General features: G+C 51.6%; 26 protein-coding genes. 7 read left to right on the plus strand and 19 right to left on the minus strand.

The window, feature by feature from the left end; genetic code table 11:
* Positions 1–12 precede the first annotated feature (12 nt).
* From ACYVHX_RS26525 to ACYVHX_RS26580, 12 genes are all read right to left on the minus strand, one after another.
* The gene (locus tag ACYVHX_RS26525; protein WP_460674732.1) at positions 13–279 is read right to left on the minus strand and encodes a hypothetical protein; all 267 of its coding nucleotides are present in this window, start codon (positions 277–279) and stop codon (positions 13–15) included.
* Positions 280–304: 25 nt separating this feature from the next.
* Positions 305–595 (minus strand): hypothetical protein, encoded by a 291-nt coding sequence (locus tag ACYVHX_RS26530; RefSeq protein WP_460674733.1) that lies wholly within the window; start codon positions 593–595, stop codon positions 305–307.
* Positions 596–683: 88 nt separating this feature from the next.
* Complete coding sequence (locus tag ACYVHX_RS26535; protein ID WP_460674734.1) at positions 684–1013, minus strand: hypothetical protein; 330 nt, start codon at positions 1011–1013, stop codon at positions 684–686.
* Positions 1010–1627: a nucleotide-binding protein gene (locus tag ACYVHX_RS26540; protein WP_460674735.1), complete on the minus strand. Its 618-nt coding sequence runs from the start codon at positions 1625–1627 to the stop codon at positions 1010–1012. The genes ACYVHX_RS26535 and ACYVHX_RS26540 overlap by 4 nt, the downstream gene beginning before the upstream one ends.
* Positions 1628–1714: 87 nt before the next feature.
* Positions 1715–2068, minus strand: coding sequence for a helix-turn-helix domain-containing protein (locus tag ACYVHX_RS26545; protein ID WP_460674736.1), 354 nt, complete (start codon positions 2066–2068; stop codon positions 1715–1717).
* A 111-nt stretch (positions 2069–2179) separates the two neighbouring features.
* Positions 2180–3154, minus strand: coding sequence for a hypothetical protein (locus ACYVHX_RS26550; protein ID WP_460674737.1), 975 nt, complete (start codon positions 3152–3154; stop codon positions 2180–2182).
* Positions 3155–3166: 12 nt separating this feature from the next.
* Entirely contained in the window at positions 3167–4282 is a 1116-nt protein-coding gene (locus ACYVHX_RS26555; protein WP_460674738.1) for a tyrosine-type recombinase/integrase, read from the minus strand.
* Entirely contained in the window at positions 4279–4839 is a 561-nt protein-coding gene (locus tag ACYVHX_RS26560; protein ID WP_460674739.1) for a helix-turn-helix domain-containing protein, read from the minus strand. The genes ACYVHX_RS26555 and ACYVHX_RS26560 overlap by 4 nt, the downstream gene beginning before the upstream one ends.
* A 240-nt stretch (positions 4840–5079) precedes the next feature.
* Positions 5080–6456: a tRNA uridine-5-carboxymethylaminomethyl(34) synthesis GTPase MnmE gene (gene mnmE, locus ACYVHX_RS26565; RefSeq protein WP_460674740.1), complete on the minus strand. Its 1377-nt coding sequence runs from the start codon at positions 6454–6456 to the stop codon at positions 5080–5082.
* Between the two features lie 86 nt (positions 6457–6542).
* Positions 6543–7544 carry an oxygenase MpaB family protein gene (locus tag ACYVHX_RS26570; protein ID WP_460674741.1) on the minus strand — a complete coding sequence of 334 codons (1002 nt, stop codon included), beginning with the start codon at positions 7542–7544 and terminating at the stop codon, positions 6543–6545.
* Between the two features lie 15 nt (positions 7545–7559).
* Positions 7560–8042: a hypothetical protein gene (locus ACYVHX_RS26575; RefSeq protein ID WP_460674742.1), complete on the minus strand. Its 483-nt coding sequence runs from the start codon at positions 8040–8042 to the stop codon at positions 7560–7562.
* Between the two features lie 68 nt (positions 8043–8110).
* On the minus strand, positions 8111–9355 hold the full coding sequence (locus ACYVHX_RS26580) for an ABC transporter permease (RefSeq protein WP_460674743.1): 1245 nt from the start codon (positions 9353–9355) through the stop codon (positions 8111–8113).
* A 131-nt stretch (positions 9356–9486) separates the two neighbouring features.
* Here ACYVHX_RS26580 and ggt point away from each other — a divergent pair, with 131 nt between their 5' ends.
* Together ggt and ACYVHX_RS26590 are read left to right on the plus strand one after the other, a co-directional pair.
* A complete protein-coding gene (ggt, locus tag ACYVHX_RS26585; RefSeq protein WP_460674744.1) occupies positions 9487–11286 on the plus strand; it encodes a gamma-glutamyltransferase in 1800 nt (599 codons plus the stop codon).
* A gap of 168 nt (positions 11287–11454) precedes the next feature.
* A complete protein-coding gene (locus tag ACYVHX_RS26590; RefSeq protein WP_460674745.1) occupies positions 11455–12066 on the plus strand; it encodes a DUF6624 domain-containing protein in 612 nt (203 codons plus the stop codon).
* Between the two features lie 92 nt (positions 12067–12158).
* Here ACYVHX_RS26590 and ACYVHX_RS26595 read toward each other — a convergent pair whose 3' ends face one another.
* Positions 12159–12521, minus strand: coding sequence for a DUF1801 domain-containing protein (locus ACYVHX_RS26595; protein WP_460674746.1), 363 nt, complete (start codon positions 12519–12521; stop codon positions 12159–12161).
* A 303-nt stretch (positions 12522–12824) separates the two neighbouring features.
* Here ACYVHX_RS26595 and ACYVHX_RS26600 point away from each other — a divergent pair, with 303 nt between their 5' ends.
* The gene (locus tag ACYVHX_RS26600) at positions 12825–13376 is read left to right on the plus strand and encodes an outer membrane protein (RefSeq protein ID WP_460674747.1); all 552 of its coding nucleotides are present in this window, start codon (positions 12825–12827) and stop codon (positions 13374–13376) included.
* 53 nt (positions 13377–13429) lie between these two features.
* Here ACYVHX_RS26600 and fahA read toward each other — a convergent pair whose 3' ends face one another.
* The 5 genes from fahA to ACYVHX_RS26625 all read right to left on the minus strand — a co-directional run bounded on the left by fahA (position 13430) and on the right by ACYVHX_RS26625 (position 18409).
* A complete protein-coding gene (gene fahA, locus ACYVHX_RS26605) occupies positions 13430–14611 on the minus strand; it encodes a fumarylacetoacetase (protein WP_460674748.1) in 1182 nt (393 codons plus the stop codon).
* A 79-nt stretch (positions 14612–14690) separates the two neighbouring features.
* Positions 14691–15128: a MarR family winged helix-turn-helix transcriptional regulator gene (locus ACYVHX_RS26610; RefSeq protein WP_460674749.1), complete on the minus strand. Its 438-nt coding sequence runs from the start codon at positions 15126–15128 to the stop codon at positions 14691–14693.
* An 82-nt stretch (positions 15129–15210) separates the two neighbouring features.
* Positions 15211–15936, minus strand: a complete 726-nt coding sequence (gene phhA, locus ACYVHX_RS26615; protein WP_460674750.1) for a phenylalanine 4-monooxygenase — start codon at positions 15934–15936, stop codon at positions 15211–15213.
* A gap of 92 nt (positions 15937–16028) precedes the next feature.
* Positions 16029–17162 carry a 4-hydroxyphenylpyruvate dioxygenase gene (gene hppD, locus ACYVHX_RS26620; protein ID WP_460674751.1) on the minus strand — a complete coding sequence of 378 codons (1134 nt, stop codon included), beginning with the start codon at positions 17160–17162 and terminating at the stop codon, positions 16029–16031.
* Between the two features lie 56 nt (positions 17163–17218).
* Positions 17219–18409, minus strand: a complete 1191-nt coding sequence (locus tag ACYVHX_RS26625; RefSeq protein WP_460674752.1) for a homogentisate 1,2-dioxygenase — start codon at positions 18407–18409, stop codon at positions 17219–17221.
* A 235-nt stretch (positions 18410–18644) separates the two neighbouring features.
* Here ACYVHX_RS26625 and ACYVHX_RS26630 point away from each other — a divergent pair, with 235 nt between their 5' ends.
* Both ACYVHX_RS26630 and ACYVHX_RS26635 read left to right on the plus strand, forming a co-directional pair.
* Positions 18645–19556 (plus strand): nucleotidyltransferase family protein, encoded by a 912-nt coding sequence (locus ACYVHX_RS26630; protein WP_460674753.1) that lies wholly within the window; start codon positions 18645–18647, stop codon positions 19554–19556.
* Positions 19557–19995: 439 nt separating this feature from the next.
* Complete coding sequence (locus tag ACYVHX_RS26635) at positions 19996–20403, plus strand: hypothetical protein (protein ID WP_460674754.1); 408 nt, start codon at positions 19996–19998, stop codon at positions 20401–20403.
* A 192-nt stretch (positions 20404–20595) separates the two neighbouring features.
* On the opposite strand, the gene ACYVHX_RS26640 is transcribed toward ACYVHX_RS26635, so the two are convergent.
* Entirely contained in the window at positions 20596–22293 is a 1698-nt protein-coding gene (locus ACYVHX_RS26640) for an AMP-binding protein (protein ID WP_460674755.1), read from the minus strand.
* Positions 22294–22557: 264 nt separating this feature from the next.
* Here ACYVHX_RS26640 and ACYVHX_RS26645 point away from each other — a divergent pair, with 264 nt between their 5' ends.
* Positions 22558–23415 (plus strand): CAP domain-containing protein, encoded by an 858-nt coding sequence (locus ACYVHX_RS26645; RefSeq protein WP_460674756.1) that lies wholly within the window; start codon positions 22558–22560, stop codon positions 23413–23415.
* Between the two features lie 233 nt (positions 23416–23648).
* Positions 23649–24476 carry a FecR family protein gene (locus tag ACYVHX_RS26650; protein ID WP_460674757.1) on the plus strand — a complete coding sequence of 276 codons (828 nt, stop codon included), beginning with the start codon at positions 23649–23651 and terminating at the stop codon, positions 24474–24476.
* The last annotated feature ends 10 nt before the right edge of the window (positions 24477–24486 follow it).

Below are 24486 nucleotides of genomic sequence, written 5' to 3' on the forward strand. Positions count from 1 at the left end.
GCTTATTTCGTTTTACTTTTGCTGGTGGAAAGCGATGAGCAGCTGATGAAGTTGCCTGGCCTGCGGTTCGGGAGTTCGGGGATCAAAGGCTAGTTTTTCCAACGTTGCCAGCGAATAATACCAGTCTTTCGCATCTGACCGGTACTCGTTGTGGGAGAAAAGTGCATCTTGAAAATCTGCATCGGACCACTTTGTTTTCGCATTTACTTTGGCCCAGGCCTGTTGCTGGGCGGCCTTAATTAGCTTCAATTCGGCCGGTGTTGGGTTATCAACATTCATAAATTTGGGGTGGATTAAATAGGAGTTACCAGTTTTGTCCAGTGGCTAAATCACTCAACCAGGATCGTAAATCCTCGATAGTCTGCACGACATGGCTATTTTTCTCTGGTGGCAATTCGTTAATATCTTCACCGGGGCGCGGCACAATAATTCGACAATTAACCTTAACAATCGCTGCCCGGATAATGGTACTGTACGCATCTGGTTGAATCAGCCAGACCGAACCACCAACGGCGCTTATTTCTTTCGTAACGGCAAAAAGAAGGACCGGAGTCGATCCTTTCGGTGATCGGCCTGAAATAGTATTTTGCGCCATTGCCAGAGGGATTTTTATGAACGTGTAGTGTTATACGAACACATACTCCAGTACCGTTTCATTATATGTAATAAGCAACTGTCTGAAGTTAGTCAGATGGCTGATTTCGGTCGAGATATTCAGAGAAAGCAGTAATTGCTATTTGTTTAAGTGTCATACGTGTCCGGGCGGCATGTATCCAAACTCGCTCCATAAACTTTTCCTCTGCCTTGAAATTGACATGCACTTCTTTAGAAACAAATTCCTTCTTAGGCGGTATTTGCCCGACTGGAGCCATTGGTGGTATTTTTCCAGCTAAAGGTTCCTTTTCTTGAACAGGTCGTATTTCCTGAATAGGCACGCCACTTGGCGCTTTCAATAAGGCAGACAGTTTAGATCGTTGCTGACTTAACTGATTTTTTTTCTCTGTTAATTTCATCGTGGGATTAAGTCTAATTGATCCATGATTTCTGTCGCTAGGTCAACTATTTCAGCCTGAGCTTTTAGATCCTCCAGGTTAAAAATCCCGTTACTGATGGGTGACCTCATGTAGCTGACTCTTTGCGTGATTGTTGTATTCAGCAGGGGAATTGAGTAGGTCTCCTTTATCAGGGCTCGAACCTCCTCCGTTATAGACGTGCGGTATTGAACCATGGTTAACAGAATGCCCGCTCTTAAGCGTTTGTATGTTTTCATACTTCTTTCCAGAAGTTCAACAGTTCCTTTTATGGCCATGGCATCCAGATATCCCGGTTTGGTAGGCACCAACACATAATCTGATATCGCGAACAACTCCGGCAAACGGGTGGAGAGATAGGGCGGTGTATCGCAAATCAGTAAATCAAACTCATCCAAAATCTCGGCTTTCAACAAATCGTCCAGCTTTATAATTGTGATGTTTTCCAGTAATCCGGAAAGGCCAGATGCTGAACCCTGTGGATCAGTGTCTGCCAAGGCTACACGAAGGGTTCCGGAGAAGAAATAAGCCAGATTAAGTGACAAGGTCGTTTTTCCACAACCACCCTTCTGGGATGCTACACAAATTATCTTCATAAAGATTTGACGAAATAGTTCTTTCGTTATTCCTTGAAAAGACGATTAAACGAAAGGACGAGAAAGTGAAAATGTTAAATGACGAAATCATGATGCATTGCCACGCTGCAGGGCGCGCTTTCCAGATTTCATGTAGTTATTGGCTAATTCGGCTGTGGGTCTTGCCTGGCTACCAATTAACCATTGGTCGATGTCCGCCTGGCGGAATACTAATCGTTTGCCTTTTCGGGAGAATGGAATTTCGCGCCGTTGAACTTTACCGTAAAGGGTAGTAACTGCGGGTTTACCGGGGAGGTAATTACTGAGCTCTTCAATTGTAAAAAAACGCTCCGGAGTCGGCGGAGCCTGCGATCTCAGAAAATTCATGAGATCATCGACCTTACGACCTAATTGGTATACATAATTAGGCAGTTGGTCGAATGTGATGGATGGTTGTTCCATAGCTGACAGTTCTAGGTGTGAAACTTGTCAGCAATAGTACAGCATTATTGGGAAGGTGGCGAAAAACAGTACTGCCAGTATCAAATCAGTACTGGCAGTACTAAATCAGTATTAACTCCATGTTTTAGAAGCTCTTTTTGAGTTGTTAAAGTTTTGTAACAAGGTGAACCGGTCAAAGTTTGTAAAGTTGTCCACAATTAGGTCAATATATTTTTTTCGACATTTTCTTGTTGGTTCATATCCGTAGTTGTTCGAGCAAGAATCATAATACAAATAGAATAGCTTTGTCACAGACATCAATTCGCCATTCGCAATATTTATCGTCAATTTTTGAACTTGTGATTTTTTGCAAAATGCTTGATTAATAAATTGATTTACTTCTGCTTCAGATAAATGTGGTCGGCCATTTTTACTTGTGTTCGTTGCTAATTTCATAAACCAAGCTTCAACTTGATCCAAAGGCATAGAATTGAATAAATTTGATTTTACTGAATTCCCTATTTCGGCTGATATTTTAATCAGAGATGAAAAGTTAGTATTACGTAATGTGTCATAATATATTTGTTGAGCCTGTTCTCTTTTGTATCTGCTTTCTGCATAAAACATATTAAACTCTCTAACAATTGAATCGTTGTTCATATTTTCAAAAATCACATGAATAGGTTGATTGCAGTATTGAACACTTATCCAATGCCGAAATTCATCAAATTCAACCCGAAGCCTCCACTTGATAAAATAAAACTCTTTTTCATTCTCAAAAATGACTTTAGCCATTTGTTCATATCTGAGCAACTGAGCCTGACGTAACATGATTTCAATAGCTTCGGATTCGACCTTTTTCCATTCCCTAATTGGTATCTCAGTAAATGAAGTTATTTCTATATTCCCAGGTTTACTTCGTTTAAGACTTTCACGGTTCCTTGATTTTGTTTTATTGTCTTTATATGCCTTCGTATAGGCAATCTTTAATTCGATTGTTTTTTTTTCTATATCTAATAATTGTAACTCACCTTTTTCAATTAATATGACGTTCCCATGCGGGAAAGTTTGCACAATCTGAGTTGTAAGATATTCCTCCTTTTCCATGGATAAAAAATATTAAAAACTTAACTTAATCTTATCCGTAGCCTCCCGCTTCTTCTGGTCTACGATCTTAGCGTAAATCTGAGTGGTCTTTAACTCCCGGTGCCCCAGCATTTTGGAGACGGTATAGATATCAGTCCCCATTGTTAACTGGAGTGTCGCATACGTATGCCGGAAGCAGTGAAAGGTTATTTCTTTCGTAATTCCAGCGTCTTTAATCCATTTTTTCAACAGCTGGTTGTTATAAGCTGAATAGATAAGATCGGCAAACACCCGGTTGCCTGGTTCACCCCGCTGGCCCAGCAGCTCAAAAGCCTGCTCCGGGATCGGCAGGACTTCTACCCCTTGAGTCTTCTGTTGGCGGAACTGGATACTGTAACCACCACTGGCCGTGTGCCGGACTTCACCCCAGTTCAAATTTGCAATATCTGAAAATCTTAGCCCAGTTAGAGCCGAAAAAAGAGCGGCTGTTTTCATAACCGGAATTGCACACTCGGTATTGGCTACAGCCTGCAACTCCTCTATAGTCAGAAATTCCCGGCTTGTTTCTTCAGGCTTGATCGATGCAACTTTTGAATCCAGATCGACAACCAGTAAGCCATCTGCGTACGCTTGTTTTAAAGCAGCCTTAAATTTGTTAAAATAGGAGAGGGCTGAATTGATAGCTAGAGGTTCACCGTTTCGCCGATTGGGAACGGACAATAGATATTCTCGAAACTCGGCGCACTTTTTTGGCGTCAGATCGAACATTTTAATTGTGCCACCGGTAAACTCTTCCAGATACGCCAGGGCACTAGTCCAGTTATCGTGGTTGCTCCCCTTACGTTTGGCAGCCAGTTGTCTGAAATAATCTACAAAGCAGGTCTTACGCTGCCGGTCGGACAGAAAACCGTAGGCACCCTGCTGAACGTCGAGTTGTCGCCTTGCCCGAATGCTCTCGGCCAGGGAGAACGTTTCCCGGTTCTGATCTTTGTCGCCAATTGTTTTAGGCTTATTGAAAATGTAAAGCCCCAGAAACTCCCGCCGGGTTGGTTTACCGGTTTCCGGATGCGGTATGGCCGGATAAAAGTCCAGGTAAAGGCTGGAGCGTCCATCCGTGATGGGTTTTCGTCTCAGTTTGACTTTAATCATGGCTGAGTGGTGTTTGATAATAATTCATCGATCCGGAATTTGGGCACGTAGGCATAAATTCCGTGGTACTGCTTCGGAATTTCGTTTCTCCGGATTAGGTCGAACAGGGCTTTATCCGAAATGCCATATTTCTGGATAATTTCTTTCATGGTGTAGCAGTCGGAGAGGGGGATGACGACCGTTATGGGACCGGCCGCGGTTTTTGGCTGGTCGAATAAGCGGTCGATATCGAACCGGCGAATGACGGTACGGCGACCCAGCTTAACAAAGCGTAATTCATTCCGCTCGTTCATCCGATATAAGGTCCGGCGACTGATGCGTATTAGATGGGCTGTTTCGTTAATGGTCAGATACTCCTGCGCTTTCAGGTCTTCGATGGGCTTGGTTTTAATTCGCTCTACCCGCTTATTGCTGCTTTCCACCTTTTCTGCCCGCTTACGGGCTTTATAGGCTTTCTTGGCGCAATCGTCGCTGCACGTTTTGGAAGTAGTTTTGCGAGCTTCAAACTGTTTGCCGCACTGCTCACAAATTCGGTTAATTCGTAAATTAGAGCTCATGAGTCAGCAATTGCCAGGTTGTGCCAGTAAAGGATATTGTGTGTCAGTATGTGCCATAACTTCTCCTAAAAAACGGGCCATTGTATACAGCCCGTCAAATAGGTACAACTAAGGTACAAATATTCAATGAATAACCTAGAGGTATTACTCAGAAAATAGCACTAGTGACTGATTAAAAGGCCATCAAATAGGGTTTTACAGTGAAATAATGAAGAGATACAAAAAGTATGTTGAGCAAGATTACTTTCCGATACAGAATTTGCTGAAAATCGTCGCCAGCAAATCGTCCGTGGTGATTTCGCCGGTCAGCTCACCCAGGTGCCGGAGCGCATCGCGGAGGTCGATGGCCAGCCAGTCCTGCGTGCTGCCCGCATCAAGCCCATCGAGCACCCGGACCAGAGCCGCATCCGTCTGCGTCAGGTGTTCGTAATGGCGCAAATTCGTCACTACGGTGCTGCCCGGAATGGCGTTGGTCTTGACAAAACCGGTCAGCCGTTGAACCAGACCATCCAGATTCTTCCCGGTATTGGCCTGAATCGGCACCAGATTCTTCCCGAACTGAAGCTGCCAACGCGCCATGTCGTGGTTGGATAAGCGGTCGATCTTGTTAGCCACCAGCAGATAAGGCACCTGTCGTTTTTCCAGTTCCGTTTCCACCTCAATGATCTCCTGTTGGCTGGTTTCCGCTGCATCGAACAGGTACACGATGATGGCGGCTTTTTCCAACTGCTGACGAGTTCGCTCGACACCAATGGCTTCAATGGCGTCGGTGGCTTCGCGCAGTCCGGCCGTATCGATCAGTCGGAAGCGAATTCCGTCGATAAACAGTTCGTCCTCGATTACATCGCGGGTTGTGCCGGGAATGTCCGAAACAATCGCTTTTTCTTCGTTCAATAAGGCATTCAGGAGCGTCGATTTTCCCGCGTTCGGTTTCCCGGCGATCACCGTGGCTACCCCGTTTTTAATGGCATTTCCAACGGAGAACGAATCGATCAGCGGCCGCAACACCCGTTGAATCGCGAAAACCAGCTTTCGAAGATCATCGCGTTGGGCAAATTCAACGTCTTCTTCGCCAAAATCCAGTTCCAGTTCGATCAGGGCGGCAAACTCGATCAACTGCTGCCGCAGGGCTTTCAATTGCCGGGAAAAACCGCCCCGGAGTTGCGTCAGCGCGGCCCGGTGCGTAGCTTCCGAATCGGCAGCAATCAGGTCGGCCACGGCTTCGGCCTGCACCAAATCGAACTGCCCGTTCAGAAACGCCCGTTGGGTAAACTCTCCCGGCTGCGCCATCCGGACGCCTTCGTTCAGCAGCAGCCGCAGAATCTGACGAATCACATAATCCGAGCCGTGGCAGGAAAGCTCGACCACATCCTCTTTCGTAAACGAAGCCGGACTCCGGAAAAGGGACACCAGCACCTCGTCGATGATCGTGTTTGCTGCGTCCCGGAGGGTGCCAAAATGAATCGTGTGGGAAGCCTGTCGGGTCAGATCTTTCCCCCGGAAGAGCCGATTGGTAATTTCGATGGCTTTTTCGCCGGAAACCCGAATAACCGCAATCGCTCCTAGGCCGGGCGCCGTCGCCAGAGCCGCAATCGGCTCCTGTTGTAGAATGTCCATTCCTATACTGATCGGCCCTGATGTCCTCTGATGAACTCTGATTAATAGTAGGTTACCCAGAGGTAATCAGAGAAGATTGGAGCGTATCACTGGTTATAACTTAAAAATTTCGGGAAAATGGGGAATGAATTGGCCAGGCCCACGAGTTGTTTTTCCACCACAACCGCCGGAACGGCCAGCAAATCGGCCAGCTCATCGCCAAGGAAGAAACGCATTTGGGCCGCCGGGAGGTTCCGCAGCGCCGGTGGCGGAAGCTTTTCCATCTCCCGGAGCAACGCGCGGGTCAGGCCAACCCCCTGTTCCGACGCCCGGAATTGCCGCCGGGCAATGGCCCGTTCGAGGTGAAACGCTTCGCGCAGATTGCGGGTAATCAAGTCTTCGGTAACCCCCAGCAAATAGCCTGCAATGTTGATTTTGTGCAGGTAGGCTTCTTCCTCTTCGGGCGTCATCGTAACGCCGGTTTTGCGCAGTCCCCGGATAACAATGTACGAGAACGCCAGGTTGGTCGCGGCCATATCTTCCTGATTGATGGGGTAACCCCAGCGCATGTCCCACTGTCCACCCTGGAGCGTAAACCAGCGAATGGCGGCATGCATCAGCCGGATTTTCAGCGTGTGATGCAGGGCGTTCCCGGTTTCCCAGTTCCGTTTTCTCATCATGCCGAACACCCATTCGCCGGTTTCTTCGAGCCGTTTGTGGGTGTCCTGATGAATACGTTGCGACAGCCAGAGGACCCGCGCGCCGTCGGCTCCGGCGTAACAGTACGGCAGCGAATAACACCCCAGCGTCATGCCGACGGCCGTTTCGTTTCGTTTGAAAAACCGCATGGCGGTTTCCATTTGGCGGCTGTCGGCCCAGTCGGGGAGGTGGGCGTGGGTGTGCATAAATTCCAGCACAACCGCTGGCTGGTCCACGCCGGTCAGCTCACCCGGTTTTCCCAACCACCGCATGAGCAACCCAACACCGGCGTGACCACTGCGGGTGGCCACCGACGCAACAACGGCATCGGCCGGCGGATCGCCCTGCTGACGGTACTGATCCAGCAGTTCGTCCGGAAAAATGCGGCTGGGAAAGACGGTTTTTAGCATAAGTCCATGCGTGCGTTACAACGTATCCCGCTGCATAGAATCAGCCGGTACGGGCAGTGCTGGTTGGGTGGGCTGGGGTTGCGGAGCCGGCTGGCTGGGCTGATAGCGCTGGCCGGGAGCGCCGTATTGGTACTGCGGTTCCACGATTTCGACGCCGGTTACAAAGTATTTGGTTTCGCCGTTCCAGGGAAGCTTGACCAGTTTTTCTTCGTAATGAAGGGTCACGCGCTGACCGGTTTTAACCGCCTGGTTGATTTGCTGGGCCACGGAATCGTCCTTCACCGAAAAATCAAAATACTGGGGGGTCAGCGAACCGGTTTCACCCGAAAAACCGCCTACGTTCAAAACGCCTTCCCAGGTTTTAAAAACAAACCCCCGGCGGCTGTATTTGGAGATGGTTCCGGCGCGTTCGCCATCGCTGTAACTCCAGGCCGTTAGGTAATAAAAGATACCAAAGACTACAAACAGAAACAAAAGCAGATACAGAATCGGTCTCATGGACAACGTCGGTTTGGTGTGTTCGGCTTACAAATGAACACGTTATCGGATGGATTTGCAATCCCGCCTTATTTCGAACGAATGGCGATAACGGGATCGAGTCGGGCGGCTACGAGCGCCGGTAAAATTCCGGAAACCGTACCGATAATGCTCGAAACACCCAGCCCCAGCATGATGTTGGCCGGGGACAGAATAATTTCCAGCGTGCCCAACTTTATAAAGGATAACAAATAAACCAGCAAAATGCCGACGCCACCGCCAATTAAACTTAAAAAAACCGCTTCAAACAGAAACTGGAACAGGATCACGTAGTTTTTAGCCCCCAGCGACTTCTGAATGCCGATGATGTTGGTGCGTTCTTTGACCGAGACAAACATGATGTTGGCAATGCCAAAACCGCCCACCAGAATCGAGAAGCTGCCAATGACCCAGCCCGCTACCGTCAGCACGGCGAAAAGCCCGGAAATGGCCTGCGCGGCTGCTTCGGGGCGGTTGAGCGCAAAATTGTCATCCTGGAGCGGTTTTAGTCCCCGGCGCGCGCGCATCAGCCCCCGAACCTCGCTTTCGAGTTCGAGCAGGCCCTCATCCGTGTCGAACCCCTTTACGGCAATGTCGATGCTGGGATAAACGGAATGGTACATTTTGGCAAAGGCGCCAATCGGAATCAGGCATTTGGTGTCGGGATTGCCGCCAAAATCGAGCAGGCTTTCGCCCTTGCGTTCCTGTACGCCAATGACCACGTATTTAAGGCCGTTCAGTTTAAATTCCTGCCCGATCGGATTCTGCCCCGGAAACAGGGATTCGGCAATGTCGGCGCCGATGATGGTCACATTCCGAGCCGCGTCGATTTCCTGCTGCGAAAAATACCGCCCCTGTTCAACGGGGACGTCCGAAATCAGGTTGTACTCCATCGACGTACCCTGAACGAGCGCCTGGATGCTGTTGTTGCCGTTTTTAACCGTTACCTGCCCGCGAAAATCCATCGCAACCACCGCCTGGGCGGTTTCCAGTTTTTCGGATAAAAATTTGAATTCTTCGAGGGAGGGTTCGGGCCGCTGAAAATATTTCCACCACTGGTACTCTCCTCCGCCAAATCCCCAGGGCCATTTCTGGATGTACATGACTTTATCACCAATGCCCGACAGGCTGTCTTTGATGTTGCGTTCCAGCGAATCGACAATGGTGAAAACCGCAATAATGGCAAAAATACCGACGGTCACACCCAGCAGCGAGAGCGTGGTCCGGAGGAGGTTCGAGCGCAGGGCCTGCCACGCGAACCGGAAGCTTTCGTACGTCTGACGGAGGAATTTCAAGGGATTGCGGTTTTATGGTCAATTAAAGGTATCAGGCCGCTTGGTAGATTCCAAACGATTTACAAGCGAAGGTAGTTTCGGAGGATGTTTGGTTAGTTTTTGTAGATTAGTGGTTTACGACCGCCCAACTGATGAAAAAGAAAACGCTTTCTCTTCAAAATACCATAATTCTGTTGCTGGCGCTGCTGGGAGCCTGCCGAACGGGTTCGCAAACGCCGGGGGTTCGCCAGAGTTCCGGGGTTTACCAGTACGATAACGAAAAAAAAACGACCGTTGCCCGCAAAACCGGACCGTATTATTCGGATCGGCAGCCGGTTACCGGAAAGAACGGGATGGTCGCTTCGGCCCATCCGGAAGCGTCGCAGGTGGGGGCCAAGATCCTGAAAGCGGGGGGCAATGCCGTTGATGCGGCCGTGGCGGTGCAATTTGCGCTGGCGGTGGTGTATCCGGGTGCCGGGAATGTGGGCGGGGGCGGTTTTATGGTCTATCGCGACAAAACCGGACGGGCCTACACCCTTGATTTCCGGGAGAAAGCGCCCGAAAAAGCCCACAAAGATATGTACCTCGATTCGGCCCGGAACGTCATTCCGCAGTTGAGCATTACCGGTCATCTGGCCAGTGGTGTACCGGGTTCGGTTGATGGGATGGTGGAAGCGCACCGGCGATTTGGCAAACTGACCTGGGCGCAGGTGCTGCAACCCGCCGTCGAGCTGGCCGAAAAAGGCGTGGCCCTGACCGAGCGCGAAGCCCTGGGCCTGAACCGCACCAAAAAGTCGTTCCTGGCGGTGAATCCCACCAAACGCTATTTCATGAAAACCGACACCACCGACTGGAAAACCGGTGAGGTGCTGATTCAGACGGATTTGGGGCAAACCCTGCGCCGGATTCAGGCGCAGGGCCGGGCCGGTTTTTACGAAGGCGAAACCGCCCGCTTCCTAACGGCGGAAATGCAGAACGGGGGCGGGATTATGACGGAAAGTGATCTGAAAAACTACCACGCCGTCTGGCGCGAGCCGCTGGTGGGGCAGTATCGGAACTACAACATCATCACAATGCCGCCTACGTCGAGCGGGGGGGTGGCGCTGCTGCAACTGCTGAAGCTGGTCGAACCGTATCCGTTGCGGAAATGGGGCTGGAACAGCGATTCGACGGTGCAGGTGATGATCGAGGCCGAGCGCCGGGTGTATGCCGACCGCGCCAAGTTTCTGGGCGACCCGGATTTTGTGCAAGTGCCGGTTGACCAGTTGATTGAAAAAAACTACCTGCAAACCCGCTGGTCGGATTTTAGTTGGGCGCAGGCTACCGACAGCCGAAAGGTGAAAGGGGGCGTTTTGCCGGGGTATGAAAGCCTGGAAACGACGCATTTTTCGGTGGTGGACCACGAAGGCAATGCGGTTTCGATCACGACGACGCTGAACGGCGGCTACGGCAGCCGGGTGGTGGTGGGCGGAGCCGGTTTTCTGCTGAACAACGAGATGGACGATTTCAGCGTCAAACCGGGCGCGCCCAACATGTACGGTTTGATTGGCAATCAGGCCAATGCCGTTGCGCCGGGCAAACGGATGCTGTCGTCGATGACGCCGACAATTGTGGAGCAGGACGGGAAACTGTACATGGTGGTGGGCACGCCGGGCGGTTCGACCATCATTACGTCGGTCTACCAGACCATCCTGAACGTGCTGGAGCACGGCATGAGCATGCAGCAATCGGTCAACGCCCTGAAATTTCACCACCAGTGGCTGCCCGATAAAACGACGTTCGAAAACGGGGCTTTCTCGGACGAAACCGTGCAAAAACTTCAGGCGCGCGGCTACCAGCTCGAACAGCTCACCAACTCGCTGGGGCGCATGGACTGCATTCTGCTTCGGCCGGACGGCACGCTCGAAGGCGCTTCGGACCCGCGGGCGGACAATACCTCGGTCGGCTATTAACGTTGCCACGGTCGGGCCGCATCCGGTCTAAAACCGGGCCATTTCCGATCCGATTGTCATTCCCAATTTTTCACAGACTAAAGTTGTGGGGACGTTTAATTTTTAAACTTTGCGGACGAAATGCGGTTTTTATCACATCACCATTGAGTAAGCTACTGATTTACAATCATGAAAACGAAATTCCTTTCTCTTCTTACCCTGTGTCTGATTAGTACGGCTTTATGGGCACAGACCACGAAAAGTACGGCCAATCTGGCGGATGTGCGCAAGCGGCTGACCCAGCTCTACGAAAAAGACCAGAAAGAGCGGGCGGCCTATGATGCCGTAGAACGACAATACGGCTGGGGCGCGAAAGAAGCGCAGGACGCCCGCCAGAAAATCAAGGACATGGACAAGGAACACCTGGTGGAAGTCGAGAAGATCATTAGTCAGGTGGGTGGGTATCCGGGCAAAACCGCCGTGGGGCAACCGCTGGATCAGGTCGCGTTTTTGATCATTCAGCACAGCACCGACCGCGCGGTTCACGAAAAATACCTGCCGATGGTGACGGAAGCGGCCCAGAAAGGCGAACTGGACAAAGCCGGCGTGGCTTTCCTGACCGATCAGGTGAAGGTTCAGAAAAAGGAAAAACAGATTTACGGTACCCAGATTCACATCAATAATCAGGGACAGAAAGACGTGTATCCCATTGAAGATGAGGCCAACCTGGATCAGCGCCGGAAGCAGATGGACCTCGAGCCAATGGCGGCTTACCTGAACCGGATGGGAGTGAAGAAATGAAATGATGAGGTAGTAGTGATGAATGATGAATTGGCTAACGCATTCATACTGCACAGCAACTCATCATTCATCACTTATCATTCATCATTCTACTAAAATTTCCCGTGGTTTTTGGCAATTTCCAGCAATTCGGTAATGCCGGGTGCGGCAATTTCGTCCGGCGATTCAAACTTGATGTGGCGCAGGAGCTTGCCGGTTCCTTTGAGTAAACCATTGGGATCGGGCAACTGGGTTCCATAATTGAAGCCCAGATTAACGCTCGACGAGAGCGGGGCAATGTAACAGATTTCGTCCGACATCCGGGGCCCGGTTCCGTAGGCAATGGTTTTATAGCCGGTATGCACCGATTCGTAAGCTTCGGGTAAAATACGCTGAACCAACTCCCTGACCTTCAGAGCAATATCACGGATCTCAGGTTTGTAGTCGGCAAGAAAGGCGTCTACTGGTTTTGTCATATGAGGGCTTAGTTTGAATTAAACCAAAGTTTATCTCCAAAAAGTGCAACAATCGGGCCGATACTAATCCATTAATGCAAAAAAGAGTATTCGGCGTCCGGCAATCAAACCCCGCGTGATTGCATTCCGGGTTGTCTGTTAACTGCGCTGCATCCTCCCTGTCGGAAAAATAGTTCTGCCCTGATGTGCGTACTGGTTTTAATGAAATGATAGGCAATCCTTTATCCATTTTAAAATAGGTTAAGGACGGATAATCTTCCTGCCGTTCTGCTACCTTACCTCAAAATCATCCCATCGATTGCCATGAAAAAACAATTATTAGGGATCATGCTGCTGTTGCCGCTTGGGAGCTGGGCGCAGACAAAAGCGGAAAAACCGGCTTTAGCGCAAGGCCAGTTCCAGGTGGGCGTGAGCGTTGGAGCCGGTTGGGGCAATGCCGTTGGCGGTTTTCTGCGCGCTACGCCGTATGCACAGTATTTCCTTAAAAACAACTGGGCCCTGCGCCTGGAAGGGCGTTACAATTACAACGGCCCGAATGGCAACCAGTATCTGGGGGCCGGATTGCTTACCCAGTATCATTTCCTGCGCACGGATCGGCTATCGGTTTTTGGGCAGGCGGGGTACTTTTACGGGCAAGCCCATTATCGGTACTTCCAGCTGAATGAATGGGTTCTGGCGCACTATCGTGACCGGTTTTCGTACGGAATGGCCCACGTTGGCGTTGGTGCCCGGTATCACCTGGGTCGGCGCTGGTCGGTTAACGCCCTGATTGAGAAAAATTTGGGGTCAAAGATCAACCGGTTTTCGACCGATGGCCACAGCGCAACGCTGGGACTTGGTTTTCGGATTAAATAAGGCGGTTTTTCCGGAAGTGGCAATTGAGAAGTTGCCGCTTCAACCCCCGGTTCTCAGCCCGCAATAACACCACGTACCTCGCCAAAATCAACCTGTTTTTCGCCCGCCCAGCCGCGCAGAATAACCGCATCGCCATTGCGTAAAAAAGTCCGCGAAAAACCGCCGGACAGCGAAATGGGCCGGGTGCCGTTCCAGCTCAATTCGAGCAACGACCCGCAGCTATCGGCGGTGGGACCGGAAATGGTGCCGGTGGCCAGCACATCGCCGACGTTCAGGTTGCAACCGTTGACGGTGTGGTGCGCAATGAGTTGGGCAACGCTCCAGTAAAGATGCCGGGCGTTGGTGCGGCTCAACACGGTTTCGCCCGGGCCGTCGGCGGGTTGCAAAACCGCTTCCAATTCAATGTCAAAATGGGACTGCGCGGCTGATTGAAGATAGGGAAGGGGCGTCGGAACCTGTTTGGGACCATCGGTCCGGAACGAATCGAGCGCTTCGAGGGGAACCACCCAGGGCGAAATGGAAGAAGCAAAGTTTTTACCCAGAAACGGCCCCAGCGGCTGGTATTCCCAACGTTGAAGGTCGCGCGCCGACCAGTCGTTGAACAACACAAAACCAAACACGTGAGCTTCGGCTTCGGATACCGGCACCGCTTCGCCCAGGCTGGACGGTTTTCCGATGATAATTCCCAATTCCAGCTCAAAGTCCAGCGCCTGCGAAGGACCAAAAACCGGCTGCTGATCCGGGCCTAAAAACTGCCCGTTGGGTCGTCGGATCGGCGTTCCGGACACCACAATGGACGACGCTCTTCCGTGGTAGGCAACCGGCAGGTGTTTCCAGTTGGGCAGCAGCGGATCGCCTTGCGGTCGGAACATCCGGCCCACGTTGCTGGCGTGTTCTTCGCTGGCGTAAAAATCGGTGTAATCGCCGACGCGAACGGGCAGATGAAGGGTCGCCTGCTCCAGCGGAATCAGCACCAAATTCGCGAACGCGTCGAGCGGTTTTTCGGGATCATTCACCAAATCAAGCAGGCGCTGACGAACGGTTTGCCAAACCGGGCGTCCCAATTCCATAAAATCATTCAGCACCGGTTTTTTAAAAACCGCCTGATCAAACGACAGATCATCAAAAAAACCGAGTTGGCCGCTTTTTTCGAGGTCAAGAATCTGATTGTCAAGCCGGACGCCCACGCGCGGCCCCGTCTCGGAAGTGCTGAATATGCCGTAGGGAAGGGTCATGGGAAGGAGGAGGGAAAGGAGGAGAGGAAGAAGGGAATGAAAGTCGCAGTAGCGCTTCTTCCTTCATTCTTTCCTCCTTTTATTCATTAAAATTATGGTAAATCGAATCCATGATGCGGACGAAATGCTGGTAATCTTCTTCGTTCAGGTCGCCCCAGCCCTTTCGCCGGATGTCGACCACCGTTGGCAGCACCTCGTCGTATTTGCGCTGGCCTTCCGGCGTTAGAAAAACCAGAAATTTTCGGCGGTCGTCTTCGGCCATCCGGCGCTCGGTCAGGCCCTTTTTGCAGAGCAGATCGATCATCCGGGTAACGGTTGGCGCATCCTTGGTGGTCAGGTCCGACAGAATGTTCTGGCTAATGCCGGGATTCCGGAACAGGTGGTCGATGAGCACCCACTGATCGACCGTCAGGTCAAAACCAGCTTCGTTGAACTGCTTCTGGAGCACATTCCGGATTTTCTTGATGGTGGTGTCGATCTTGAAAAAGTAAGCCCGGTGATCGGAAGGGTGCGTCATGCGTCGGTTGGCTGTTAACGTTGTTTAGTTTTATCACACTACGAAGCAACATGACAAAAACCAACCACAAAAATAGTCCAAACTAACTGACTAGCAATTCTTCCAGCTTTTCTTCAATTTCCGGAATCGAGTGATACAACTGTTCGTACGATTCAATCACGAAGTACTGGTTTTGATAATGGTCGATGATATACGGCGTTTGCAGCAGCTTGCCGACCTCGTACGGGATGCGGTCGGGGCGCTGACTCGACAAACTGTAGGTCGTTTCGCCCGGCGACGACAAAATCCCACCGCCGTAGATGCGCAACCCGGGCGGTTCCTGAATCAAGCCGAATTCAACCGTGTACCAGTAGAGCCGGGAAATCATTTCGATCGCTTCCGGGTGATCGACGTGCGCCAGTGCGATCCGGCTCAGCGCGGCCAGAAAATCGCAAAACGGCTGATTCGCCAGCAGCGGCACGTGCCCGAACGTGTCGTGAAACATATCCGGTTCCTGCAAATAATCGAGTTGCCCGCGCTTCCGCAGCCAGGTGGTTGCCGGGAAGTTGCGACTGGCCATCAGCTCGAAGAAATCCCGGTTGGAAATCAGGCCCGGCACCGCCGAAACCCGCCACTGGGTGAGTCGCTGCAAGCGGGGATTCAACTCGCGTTCAAAGTCCGGGATGTGATCGGCCACAAAACCGACTTTATCGATGCCGTCCAGGTAATCCTGGCTGGCTTTTCCCGGCAACTGCGTCACCTGCCGTTCGAACAGCAACTGCCAAACCGCCTGATCGTCGGGGGTGTAGGTGTGGTAGGTCTGAAACATGATCGTTTAAGGGGTAGAGTTTCACGTTTAAGGTGTTAATGCGTGGCGTCAACGGGAAGACGTTAAACCTTTACCCTCAAACGTGAAACGAACTAAAGCGTTCCTCTCAATTCCTGCTCGTGTTCAATGGCTTCGAAAAGGGCTTTGAAGTTGCCTTTTCCGAAGGATTGGGCCCCTTTGCGCTGAATGATCTCAAAAAACAGGGTGGGGCGCGGGCCGACCGGTTTGGTGAAAATCTGGAGCAGGTAGCCTTCGTCGTCGCGGTCGACCAGAATGCCGAGCGCACGCAGGGCGTTCATTTCTTCGTCGATCTGGCCCACGCGCTCGAGCAGGTCGTCGTAATACGCATCCGGAACTTTCAGAAACTCCACGTTGCGGTTGCGCAAATCCGTGACGGTTTTAACAATGTCGTCGGTGGCTACGGCAATGTGCTGAATACCGGGTCCACCGTAAAAATCCAGGTATTCTTCCACCTGCGACTTCTTTTTGCCTTCGGCCGGTTCGTTGATCGGGAATTTGATGCGCCCATTGCCGTTGCTCATGACCTTGCTCATCAGGGCCGTGTAGTCGGTTGAAATGTCTTTATCGTCGAAAGACACCAGCTGCCGAAAACCCATCACGTTGGCGTAGAAATTTACCCAGGTGTTCATTTCGTTCCAGCCGACGTTGCCCACCATGTGATCGACGTAGTGAAGACCCACTTCGTCCGGGCGGTGCTCCGGTTCCCAGCTTTTATAACCGGGCAGGAAAACGCCGTTGTACTGACTTCGCTCCACAAAAACATGCACGGTATCGCCGTAGGTGTGGATGCCCGAGCGAACGACAAAACCGGCTTCATCTTCTTCGCGGGTGGGCTTCAGATACGGTTTGGCACCCCGTCGCGTGGTTTCTTCAAAGGCTTTGGTGGCCTCATCGACCCACAGGGCCACCACCCGAACGCCGTCGCCGTGCTGGTCGATGTGTTGCCCGATGTCGGTGCCGCCGTGCAAAGGGGAGGTCAGCACCAGCCGGATTTTTCCCTGAACCACCACGTACGATTCGCGGTCGCGCCAGCCGGTTTCGAGCCCGGCATGTGCCAGCGGCTGAAAACCAAAAGCGGTCTGAAAATAATGCGCCGATTGCAACGCATTGGCTACGTACAGTTCAATATAGTCCGTGCCGTTCAGGGGCAGAAAGTCGGTTTTGTCCCGGTGCGGTTTTGTTTGATTGAATTCCAGTGTTTCCATCGTCTGTTGATTTATTTCCGCCTGACCGCTCGGCGGTTAAGCAGCGTTCTACTGAGTTAAGCGGAGGGTTGTTCGAGCCACGATTGAAAATAGGTTCCATCGTCCAGTTGCAGGGCCGCTTCGGTTAGCATCAGGGGCCGGAACGTATCGACCATGACGGCGTATTCGTGCGTTTCCTTTTTGCCGATGCTGCGCTCCATCGCCCCGGGGTGCGGCCCGTGCGGAATGCCGCCCGGATGCAGCGTAATGTGGCCCGGCGCAATGTCGTTCCGGCTCATGAAATCGCCGTCCACGTAATAAATCACTTCATCGGAGTCGATGTTGGAGTGGTTATACGGCGCCGGAATGGCTTTCGGGTGGTAGTCGTACAGCCGGGGGCAAAACGAACACACCACAAAGGCGTCGGTCTGGAAGGTCTGGTGGACCGGCGGGGGCTGGTGAACGCGGCCCGTAATCGGTTCAAAATTGAAAATCGAAAAACCGTACGGAAAATTATAACCGTCCCAGCCCACCACATCGAACGGATGTGTGGCATAGACCAGCGAGTGCAGGGCGCCCTGTTTTTTGATTTTAAGCAGAAAGTCGCCGGTTTCGTCGTGGGTTTGGAGATCCTGCGGGCGTTTGATGTCGCGTTCGCAGAAAGGCGAATGCTCGAGCAATTGCCCGAACTGATTGCGGTACCGCTTGGGCGTGTAGATCGGTGAATGTGATTCTACGTACAATAAACGCGGCTGCGTAGCCAGGTCAAACTCGATCTGGTAGATCATGCCGCGCGGAATCAGCAGGTAATCGCCGTATTCGAACGGAATGGTACCGAGCAGGGTCCGCAGTTTGCCCGAACCCCGGTGAATAAACAGGAGTTCGTCGGCATCGGCATTTTTATAAAAATAATCGGTCATGGAGCCGGTTGGAGCCGCCAGACCCACAATGAGGTCCTTGTTGACGAGCAACGGAACCCGGCTTTTCAGAAAATCAGCTTCCGTCGGTTCCAGTTGAAAGCCGAGCAGCTTGCGCGAAAGCATGTTTTTTTCAACGGCCACAACGGGCGACACATCCACGCTTTCCAACACGGTTTTTACCATCGTGGGCCGGTAAAGGTGGTACAGCAGCGATGACATGCCTTCAAAACCGATCGTGCCAAAGAGCTGCTCGTAATAAAAACCGCCCGCACCTGCCGGGCCCGGCAGTTTTTCGAACTGGGTGTGCCGCTTGGGCGGGATTTTTCCGAGTGTATGATAGAATGGCATGGTGATGAAGGATGACAACTACTTGTTTTACTAACTATTGTCTTGCTTACAATATTAACGAAACGAATGGATATATTGAACAATTTGAGGAATAAATTTTCTTATAATTTGATTTTGTGGAATTCCAAGCCGTCTTCGTCATTTAATGGGAATCCGGCGACAGACCAAGCAGCATTTCCTTATTTTTGCCCGCGCTTAGACCTTCTATTCAAGATATCTCAACTGAACGAACCTGATGCAACCCACACTTCTGATTTTGGCCGCCGGGATTGGCAGCCGCTACGGTGGAATCAAACAACTGGATCAATTTGGTCCGAACGGCGAAACCATCATCGATTATTCGTTATATGATGCCATCCGGGCCGGTTTTGGAAAAGTGGTCTTCATTATCCGCGAGGAGTTGCGGAAGGATTTTGAGGAGATTTTTCTGCCGAAGCTGGACGGAAAGCTGGAGGTTGATTTTGCCATTCAGGCGCTGGATTCCTACGTTCCGGAGGAGCTGGGCACGGTCCAGCGGGCCAAACCCTGGGGCACGGGTCACGCCATGCTGTGTGCCTGGGAGCAAACCGACACGCCGTTTGCGATCATCAATGCCGATGATTTTTACGGTCAGGAAGCGTTTAAAATTCTGGCGGATTTTCTCGTGAACGATTCCGATGAGGACCTTCACGCGCTGGTTGGCTACGAAATTCAGAATACTTTATCCGAGTACGGTTCGGTGTCGCGGGGGGTTTGCGAACTCAACGCGGACGAGACGCTGGCGTCGGTCATCGAGCGGACCAAGATTTACCGGCTGGGCGAGGGCGAACCGGCGGGGCAGATTGTGTTTGAAGAAGCCGACGGCCTAACCCCCCTGACGCCCGAAACACCGGTTTCGATGAATTTCTGGGGTTTTAAACCGTCGGTTTTTCCGTACGCGAAAGAGCAGTTTGCCGACTATGCCCGCGCCAATTACCATTCGCCCAAAGCTGAGTTTTATATTCCCACGATCATGACCAACCTGATTCAGCGGAACCAGGGAAAATGCCAGGTGTTCCGGAGCAGCTCGGAATGGTTCGGGGTAACGTATCCGGAAGACAAGCCGCTGGTGCAGGCTTCGCTGAAACGCCTGCACGACGAGGGGCAGTATCCGCAACATCTCTGGTAGTTTTCCGGGAAGCCGGTTTTAGCGGATCTTACTAACTTTATTTTATCATCAGTATTCGCTAAACTTCCGGTTATTGTGGTAAAATAAGATTATTTCTTCGTTAAGTACAAGATTGAAAAAAAAGTCCCGACGCAGCCCGCCGGGACTTTTTTCATTCCATCAGGAATAGTTTGCATTATTCAATAAGTGCCAAAAAATAGTTGGCAAAAGAGGCATTTCACTTTTTAAAGTATTAGTAGTAAACAACCGTAAAGTGTTGAACTTTTCTAAGGTTAACCTTGAAATTATAAACAACTTTTTCAGAATTAATAATTAGGTAATTGACTTGTATTCAGTGATGTATAAATTTGTGTCAACAAAGCAGTCGACAAGAGTTTGGTAGGGTAAGCAAATTGTTTATTGTACTATAACGAGTCTGAATACAACCTTAAGAAAGATCATGAAAACAAATTTTGTTAACAATAACGTAAAATTAGGCTTAGCGATGCTGGCCGCAACTACGGTCCTGGCAGTAACTCCTTCAACGGCTGATGCCCGTGTACTGGACGGCCCGAAAGCCGAAACGAAAGCCAATGCGGTTTCGATCCGGGAAGTTGGTAACCTGAAATTTAAAGTAACGGTGAATCAGGCTATCGATGATAAAATCAACGTTTCGATCGCTGATGATTCCAACAACAAACTGTACAACGGCGTCCTGTCGAAAAAAGAACAGGTAGGTCGCGTGTTTGACTTGTCACAACTGGCCGATGGTCACTATACCATCGAAGTGGCCTACGGAAAAGAGCGCATTTCTCAATCATTTGCCATCAAAACGCAGGTAAGTCGTGTGGTTCTGGCGCGGAACTAAGCCTTCGGGTTTGGCCGATTTGACCCGCTAATTCTCGTCCACTTTGTCGATAAAACCAGCAAGCCGTCGGAATGTAATTCCGACGGCTTGCTGGTTTTAAATGATTAGCGAATAACTCGTTAGTTGCGTAACAGTCTATATGTCAATATTTTAAGTAATATATTTCATTATTCATTATTCATTATTCATTATTCATTCCTTCTCCCAAATCACGGTCTCCTCCCGCTCGAGCCAGGGCTGGAGGTGGGGTTGGTAGCGCGATTCGATGATTTTTCGCTTGATTTTCAAAGACGGCGTCATCATGTCGTTGTCAACCGTCCACGAATCTTTGACGATCACGGCTTTCTTGACCCGCTGATAGGTATGCAGGTTCGGATTCAGCAGATTGAGCGTCTCCTCCAGGCTTTGGGAAACTTCGCCTTTGTCGGCCTTCTGGCCGGTTTCTGACAACACGATGAGCGCAATCGGCTGCGGAAGCTGCTGCACGGCCACGCAGATCTGGTCTACAAAACTGTTTTCGGCAAACCCGGTTTCGATCAGGGCCGGCGCCACAAATTCGCCTTTGGTGGTTTTGTAAATTTCTTTCACGCGACTCGTAATGGTCAGAAAACCGTCTTCGTCCAGCGAACCAACATCACCGGTGTGCAGCCAGCCGTCGGCGTCCAGAGCCGCTGCGGTCATTTCCGGTTCCCGAAAATAACCCCGCATGGTCCAGTCGGACTGCGTCATCAATTCGCCGGTAACAGCATCAAATTTTAGCCGAATGCCGGGATACGGTTTTCCGACGCTGCCGTCGATACTCTGCCGGACGGGCATGAGCGACACCACGCCCAGATTCTCGGTCATGCCGTAAGCTTCCTGAATCCGGATGCCCAGTTGCCGAAACCAGCGAATCAGCGCTACGGGTGTGGGGGCCGCTCCGGTCAGGATCAGCCGGGCGTCGTTCAGGCCCAGCGCCACTCGCAGGCTGCGTTTGACCAGATCCGAAACCAGCGGGATGTTGAGCAGCCGGTCGAGCTGTTGCTGCGGTAGGCGGGCGAGAATGTTTTGCTGAAATTTCAGCCAGATTCGCGGAACGCCCAGAAAATGCGTCGGGCGGGCGGCCGCCAGGTTTCGGGCAAACGTCGCCATGGATTCCACAAAATAAACCGTCCCGCCCGTTATCAGGCTGAGGGCTTCCACCAGGTTGCGTTCGGCGACGTGGCACAGCGGCAGGTACGAAAAAAAGCGCGGGTTGGGCACATCGACGCCCATCAGCGGTTTCGTAGCATCGATGGCGCTGATCATTGCTTTGTACTCCATCATTACGCCTTTCGGATGGCCCGTGGTGCCGGAGGTGTAAATAATCGTGAACAAGTCTTCCGAATGCGGTTGTGGATTATCCGTCATCGGGGTGTAGGTCCGCAGAATTTCATCCCATTGTGTATAGGCCGGATCGGTCAACTCGGTTGATGTGGATTGTGTCGGAAAGGCAATGCAGCGAACGGTTTCGGGCACCCCGGTTTTCATCTCCTCCCATTTGTCCAGTTTTCCCACAAACAGCACCTGACAACCGCTGTGGTCCAGAATCTGGCGCAGTTGGCGGGCGGTGAGGGTCGGGTAGAAAGGAACCGAAACGTGGCCGCTGAGCAGAATGGCCAGATCGGCAATGATCCAGTGGGCGCAGTTTTTGGAAAGGAGACCAATGTTGCTTTTGGGCGGTAAACCCAGCGAGTTGAGATAAGTAGCCAGTGTACGAGCCTGTTTTCCAACTTCGCGCCAGGTAAAATCGAAATAGCGGTCCCCCCGGGGCTGACGCAGGTAGACTTTTCTGGGCTGTTGTTTTTCCCAGTAGTAAAAATAGTCAAGCAGCGTTTGCCCCTTCTGAAAATCAGAACGTAGCGTATTCATGTCCGAAAAGTTTGGCTGGATATTGAAAATGTAAAATAGTATTTCTTTTTGAAATAATTGTAAATAAATTTGAAATACTTCGTAAAAAACTTGCGGAGGACCGCCGTCGGATTCCGGCTGAAGGGCCCGATAGCGATTATTGACGGTTTTGAACTCTGACGGCCCACCCACGGGGAGCAACCGCCGGAATGTTGGCATCCTGCTGCGCTTTGCTTATTTTTAGCGATGGTCCGTTTGACCCGGTTTTTCCATCCCTTTCTGGCAATGCGATCTATTCTTAGTCTCCTGCTGTTGACCCATTGCTTCACGTTTGGCCAGTCGCCGAAAAACCTGAAGACCGATATTAAACTGCCGAAAGATCCGGCGTATACGAGCGCGCCGAACGGTTTTCCGGTTTTTGATAAAGCCACCCAGGTCGTGACGGCCTTCAATTTTGCCCGGCGGCAGGAGGAAAAACAGATGAAGCTGCCTGTCAACAGCCTGGGCAATCTGTCGTTGCCGGACAATTATTCGACCCTGACCCCCGCCGGTCGGGCGTTGTGGCTGACCAATGCCGAGCGAACCGCCCGCGCGGGGGCCAACTACGGAGCGGGAAAAGGACTGGGGTTGCCGCTGGAAGCCCTGGAAACCAACCTGAACGCCGTCGCACAGGCGCATGCCGCCGACATGACGGCCCATCATTTTTTCGGGCATACCAGTCAGGACGGTCGTACCGCTCTGCAACGCATCAACGCCCAGGCGGTTTTTGGCGAAAAATGTTACGAATTTATGGCGCGGGCCGAAAATATCTACATGTTCTGCTATTACACCAGCGATCAGCCGGTTTTGGAAATGCCCCCGTTCATCGTCGAGCAGGCCGTGTTTTCCTGGCTGTATCAGGACGCTTCGGTGGCCTGGGGGCACCGGGAAACGCTGTTAATTCAGGACAAGGATGCATCCGGCGGACAGGGCTTTCACAACAACCGGGGAGCGGCCGCTAGTGAAGGCTTGCTGGGGGTCGGGCTGGCTACGAAAGCCGATTACGGCCCCTGCGCCAAATTTCCGGGCTACCAGCGGGTGGGGCACGTAGTTGTCATGAATCTGGTTGATCCGGCTCCCGATTGCCCCTATTCCCTGCCATAATTTTCTGCCCCGGTCCGGTTTTCTGGCCCTTTTATCCCGTCCGCAGGTGCGGTTTTTGCGGGGGTATTCCCCTGAAAATCATCTTTTTTATTTTGTTTTTCGCCAAAATCTCCCGCTGCTGAAGTCGGCGAAAGAGGAAAACGTCTTGTCGTTGAATTTCAACGAACGGCAAGTAGAACATTTGGCTGCCCTTCTTTTATGGTTTAGTAAACTTTATCTACAAAAAATACTAAATGAGACACTTCTCCGCCTATACTGCCGAGGAGTTAGCCGCTGATGAATTGTTCATTCGGTGGGTCCAACATCCCGATGATGCTGAAGTGTCGGCGTTCTGGGAGGGTTGGCTGACTCACCATCCTGAGAATAGGGAACGAGTCGAACTGGCTCGGGATCTGGTCCAACTGGCTTCCGAACCGGCGTCGCGCCCCCTGGAAGGAGAGGAGGCACTGTCGTTGTGGGGCCGCATTCGTTCGTCGATTCAGGAAATGCCCGAATTGCAACCGTTGCAGCCCGAAATCCAGACTTGGGTCACCAATTGGTATATTTTTCGTTGGGTGAGCGCAGCCGCCGGAATCGTTTTGTTTATCGGCTGGGTGCTCTGGATGCAGGGCTCACACGCCATGGAAACCGTGCGTACGCCCAGCGGGGTGGATAAAACCGTGAAGCTGCCGGATGGAACGCTGGTAAAACTGATCGGCAACAGCCAGATCCGGTTTGCCCGGGTCTGGTCGGAAGAAATACCCCGGGCGGTTTGGCTGGAAGGAGAAGCCTTTTTTACGGTGGCGGAACGGCCCGGCTCCGGCGAAGGCAGTAAATTCCGGGTTCATACCAACACACTGACCGTTGAAGTACAAGGGACCCGCTTCAATGTATCGCAGCGGAAAAAGGGAACGCGGGTCGAACTGTCGGCCGGCAAAATAAAGCTGATGCTGAACGATGGCCCGCAGGTGATCGAAATGAAACCCGGGGAATCGGTCGAAATTCCGGCTCCGGTCACCGTTCATCACCGCACCTCGTGCCTCCCCGCTCCGGCAACGTTGCTGCCCTCCATAGCCAGTTAATTTTTCAATT

Source organism: Larkinella ripae, from assembly GCF_054780775.1.

Bases quoted from the DNA above. Each gene is read 5' to 3' on its own strand.
- ACYVHX_RS26525 (WP_460674732.1), bottom strand. From the start codon at position 279: ATGAATGTTGATAACCCAACACCGGCCGAATTGAAGCTAATTAAGGCC.
- ACYVHX_RS26530 (WP_460674733.1), bottom strand. From the start codon at position 595: ATGGCGCAAAATACTATTTCAGGCCGATCACCGAAAGGATCGACTCCG.
- ACYVHX_RS26535 (WP_460674734.1), bottom strand. From the start codon at position 1,013: ATGAAATTAACAGAGAAAAAAAATCAGTTAAGTCAGCAACGATCTAAA.
- ACYVHX_RS26540 (WP_460674735.1), bottom strand. From the start codon at position 1,627: ATGAAGATAATTTGTGTAGCATCCCAGAAGGGTGGTTGTGGAAAAACG.
- ACYVHX_RS26545 (WP_460674736.1), bottom strand. From the start codon at position 2,068: ATGGAACAACCATCCATCACATTCGACCAACTGCCTAATTATGTATAC.
- ACYVHX_RS26550 (WP_460674737.1), bottom strand. From the start codon at position 3,154: ATGGAAAAGGAGGAATATCTTACAACTCAGATTGTGCAAACTTTCCCG.
- ACYVHX_RS26555 (WP_460674738.1), bottom strand. From the start codon at position 4,282: ATGATTAAAGTCAAACTGAGACGAAAACCCATCACGGATGGACGCTCC.
- ACYVHX_RS26560 (WP_460674739.1), bottom strand. From the start codon at position 4,839: ATGAGCTCTAATTTACGAATTAACCGAATTTGTGAGCAGTGCGGCAAA.
- mnmE (WP_460674740.1), bottom strand. From the start codon at position 6,456: ATGGACATTCTACAACAGGAGCCGATTGCGGCTCTGGCGACGGCGCCC.
- ACYVHX_RS26570 (WP_460674741.1), bottom strand. From the start codon at position 7,544: ATGCTAAAAACCGTCTTTCCCAGCCGCATTTTTCCGGACGAACTGCTG.
- ACYVHX_RS26575 (WP_460674742.1), bottom strand. From the start codon at position 8,042: ATGAGACCGATTCTGTATCTGCTTTTGTTTCTGTTTGTAGTCTTTGGT.
- ggt (WP_460674744.1), top strand. From the start codon at position 9,487: ATGAAAAAGAAAACGCTTTCTCTTCAAAATACCATAATTCTGTTGCTG.
- ACYVHX_RS26590 (WP_460674745.1), top strand. From the start codon at position 11,455: ATGAAAACGAAATTCCTTTCTCTTCTTACCCTGTGTCTGATTAGTACG.
- ACYVHX_RS26595 (WP_460674746.1), bottom strand. From the start codon at position 12,521: ATGACAAAACCAGTAGACGCCTTTCTTGCCGACTACAAACCTGAGATC.
- ACYVHX_RS26600 (WP_460674747.1), top strand. From the start codon at position 12,825: ATGAAAAAACAATTATTAGGGATCATGCTGCTGTTGCCGCTTGGGAGC.
- fahA (WP_460674748.1), bottom strand. From the start codon at position 14,611: ATGACCCTTCCCTACGGCATATTCAGCACTTCCGAGACGGGGCCGCGC.
- ACYVHX_RS26610 (WP_460674749.1), bottom strand. From the start codon at position 15,128: ATGACGCACCCTTCCGATCACCGGGCTTACTTTTTCAAGATCGACACC.
- phhA (WP_460674750.1), bottom strand. From the start codon at position 15,936: ATGTTTCAGACCTACCACACCTACACCCCCGACGATCAGGCGGTTTGG.
- hppD (WP_460674751.1), bottom strand. From the start codon at position 17,162: ATGGAAACACTGGAATTCAATCAAACAAAACCGCACCGGGACAAAACC.
- ACYVHX_RS26625 (WP_460674752.1), bottom strand. From the start codon at position 18,409: ATGCCATTCTATCATACACTCGGAAAAATCCCGCCCAAGCGGCACACC.
- ACYVHX_RS26630 (WP_460674753.1), top strand. From the start codon at position 18,645: ATGCAACCCACACTTCTGATTTTGGCCGCCGGGATTGGCAGCCGCTAC.
- ACYVHX_RS26635 (WP_460674754.1), top strand. From the start codon at position 19,996: ATGAAAACAAATTTTGTTAACAATAACGTAAAATTAGGCTTAGCGATG.
- ACYVHX_RS26640 (WP_460674755.1), bottom strand. From the start codon at position 22,293: ATGAATACGCTACGTTCTGATTTTCAGAAGGGGCAAACGCTGCTTGAC.
- ACYVHX_RS26645 (WP_460674756.1), top strand. From the start codon at position 22,558: ATGCGATCTATTCTTAGTCTCCTGCTGTTGACCCATTGCTTCACGTTT.
- ACYVHX_RS26650 (WP_460674757.1), top strand. From the start codon at position 23,649: ATGAGACACTTCTCCGCCTATACTGCCGAGGAGTTAGCCGCTGATGAA.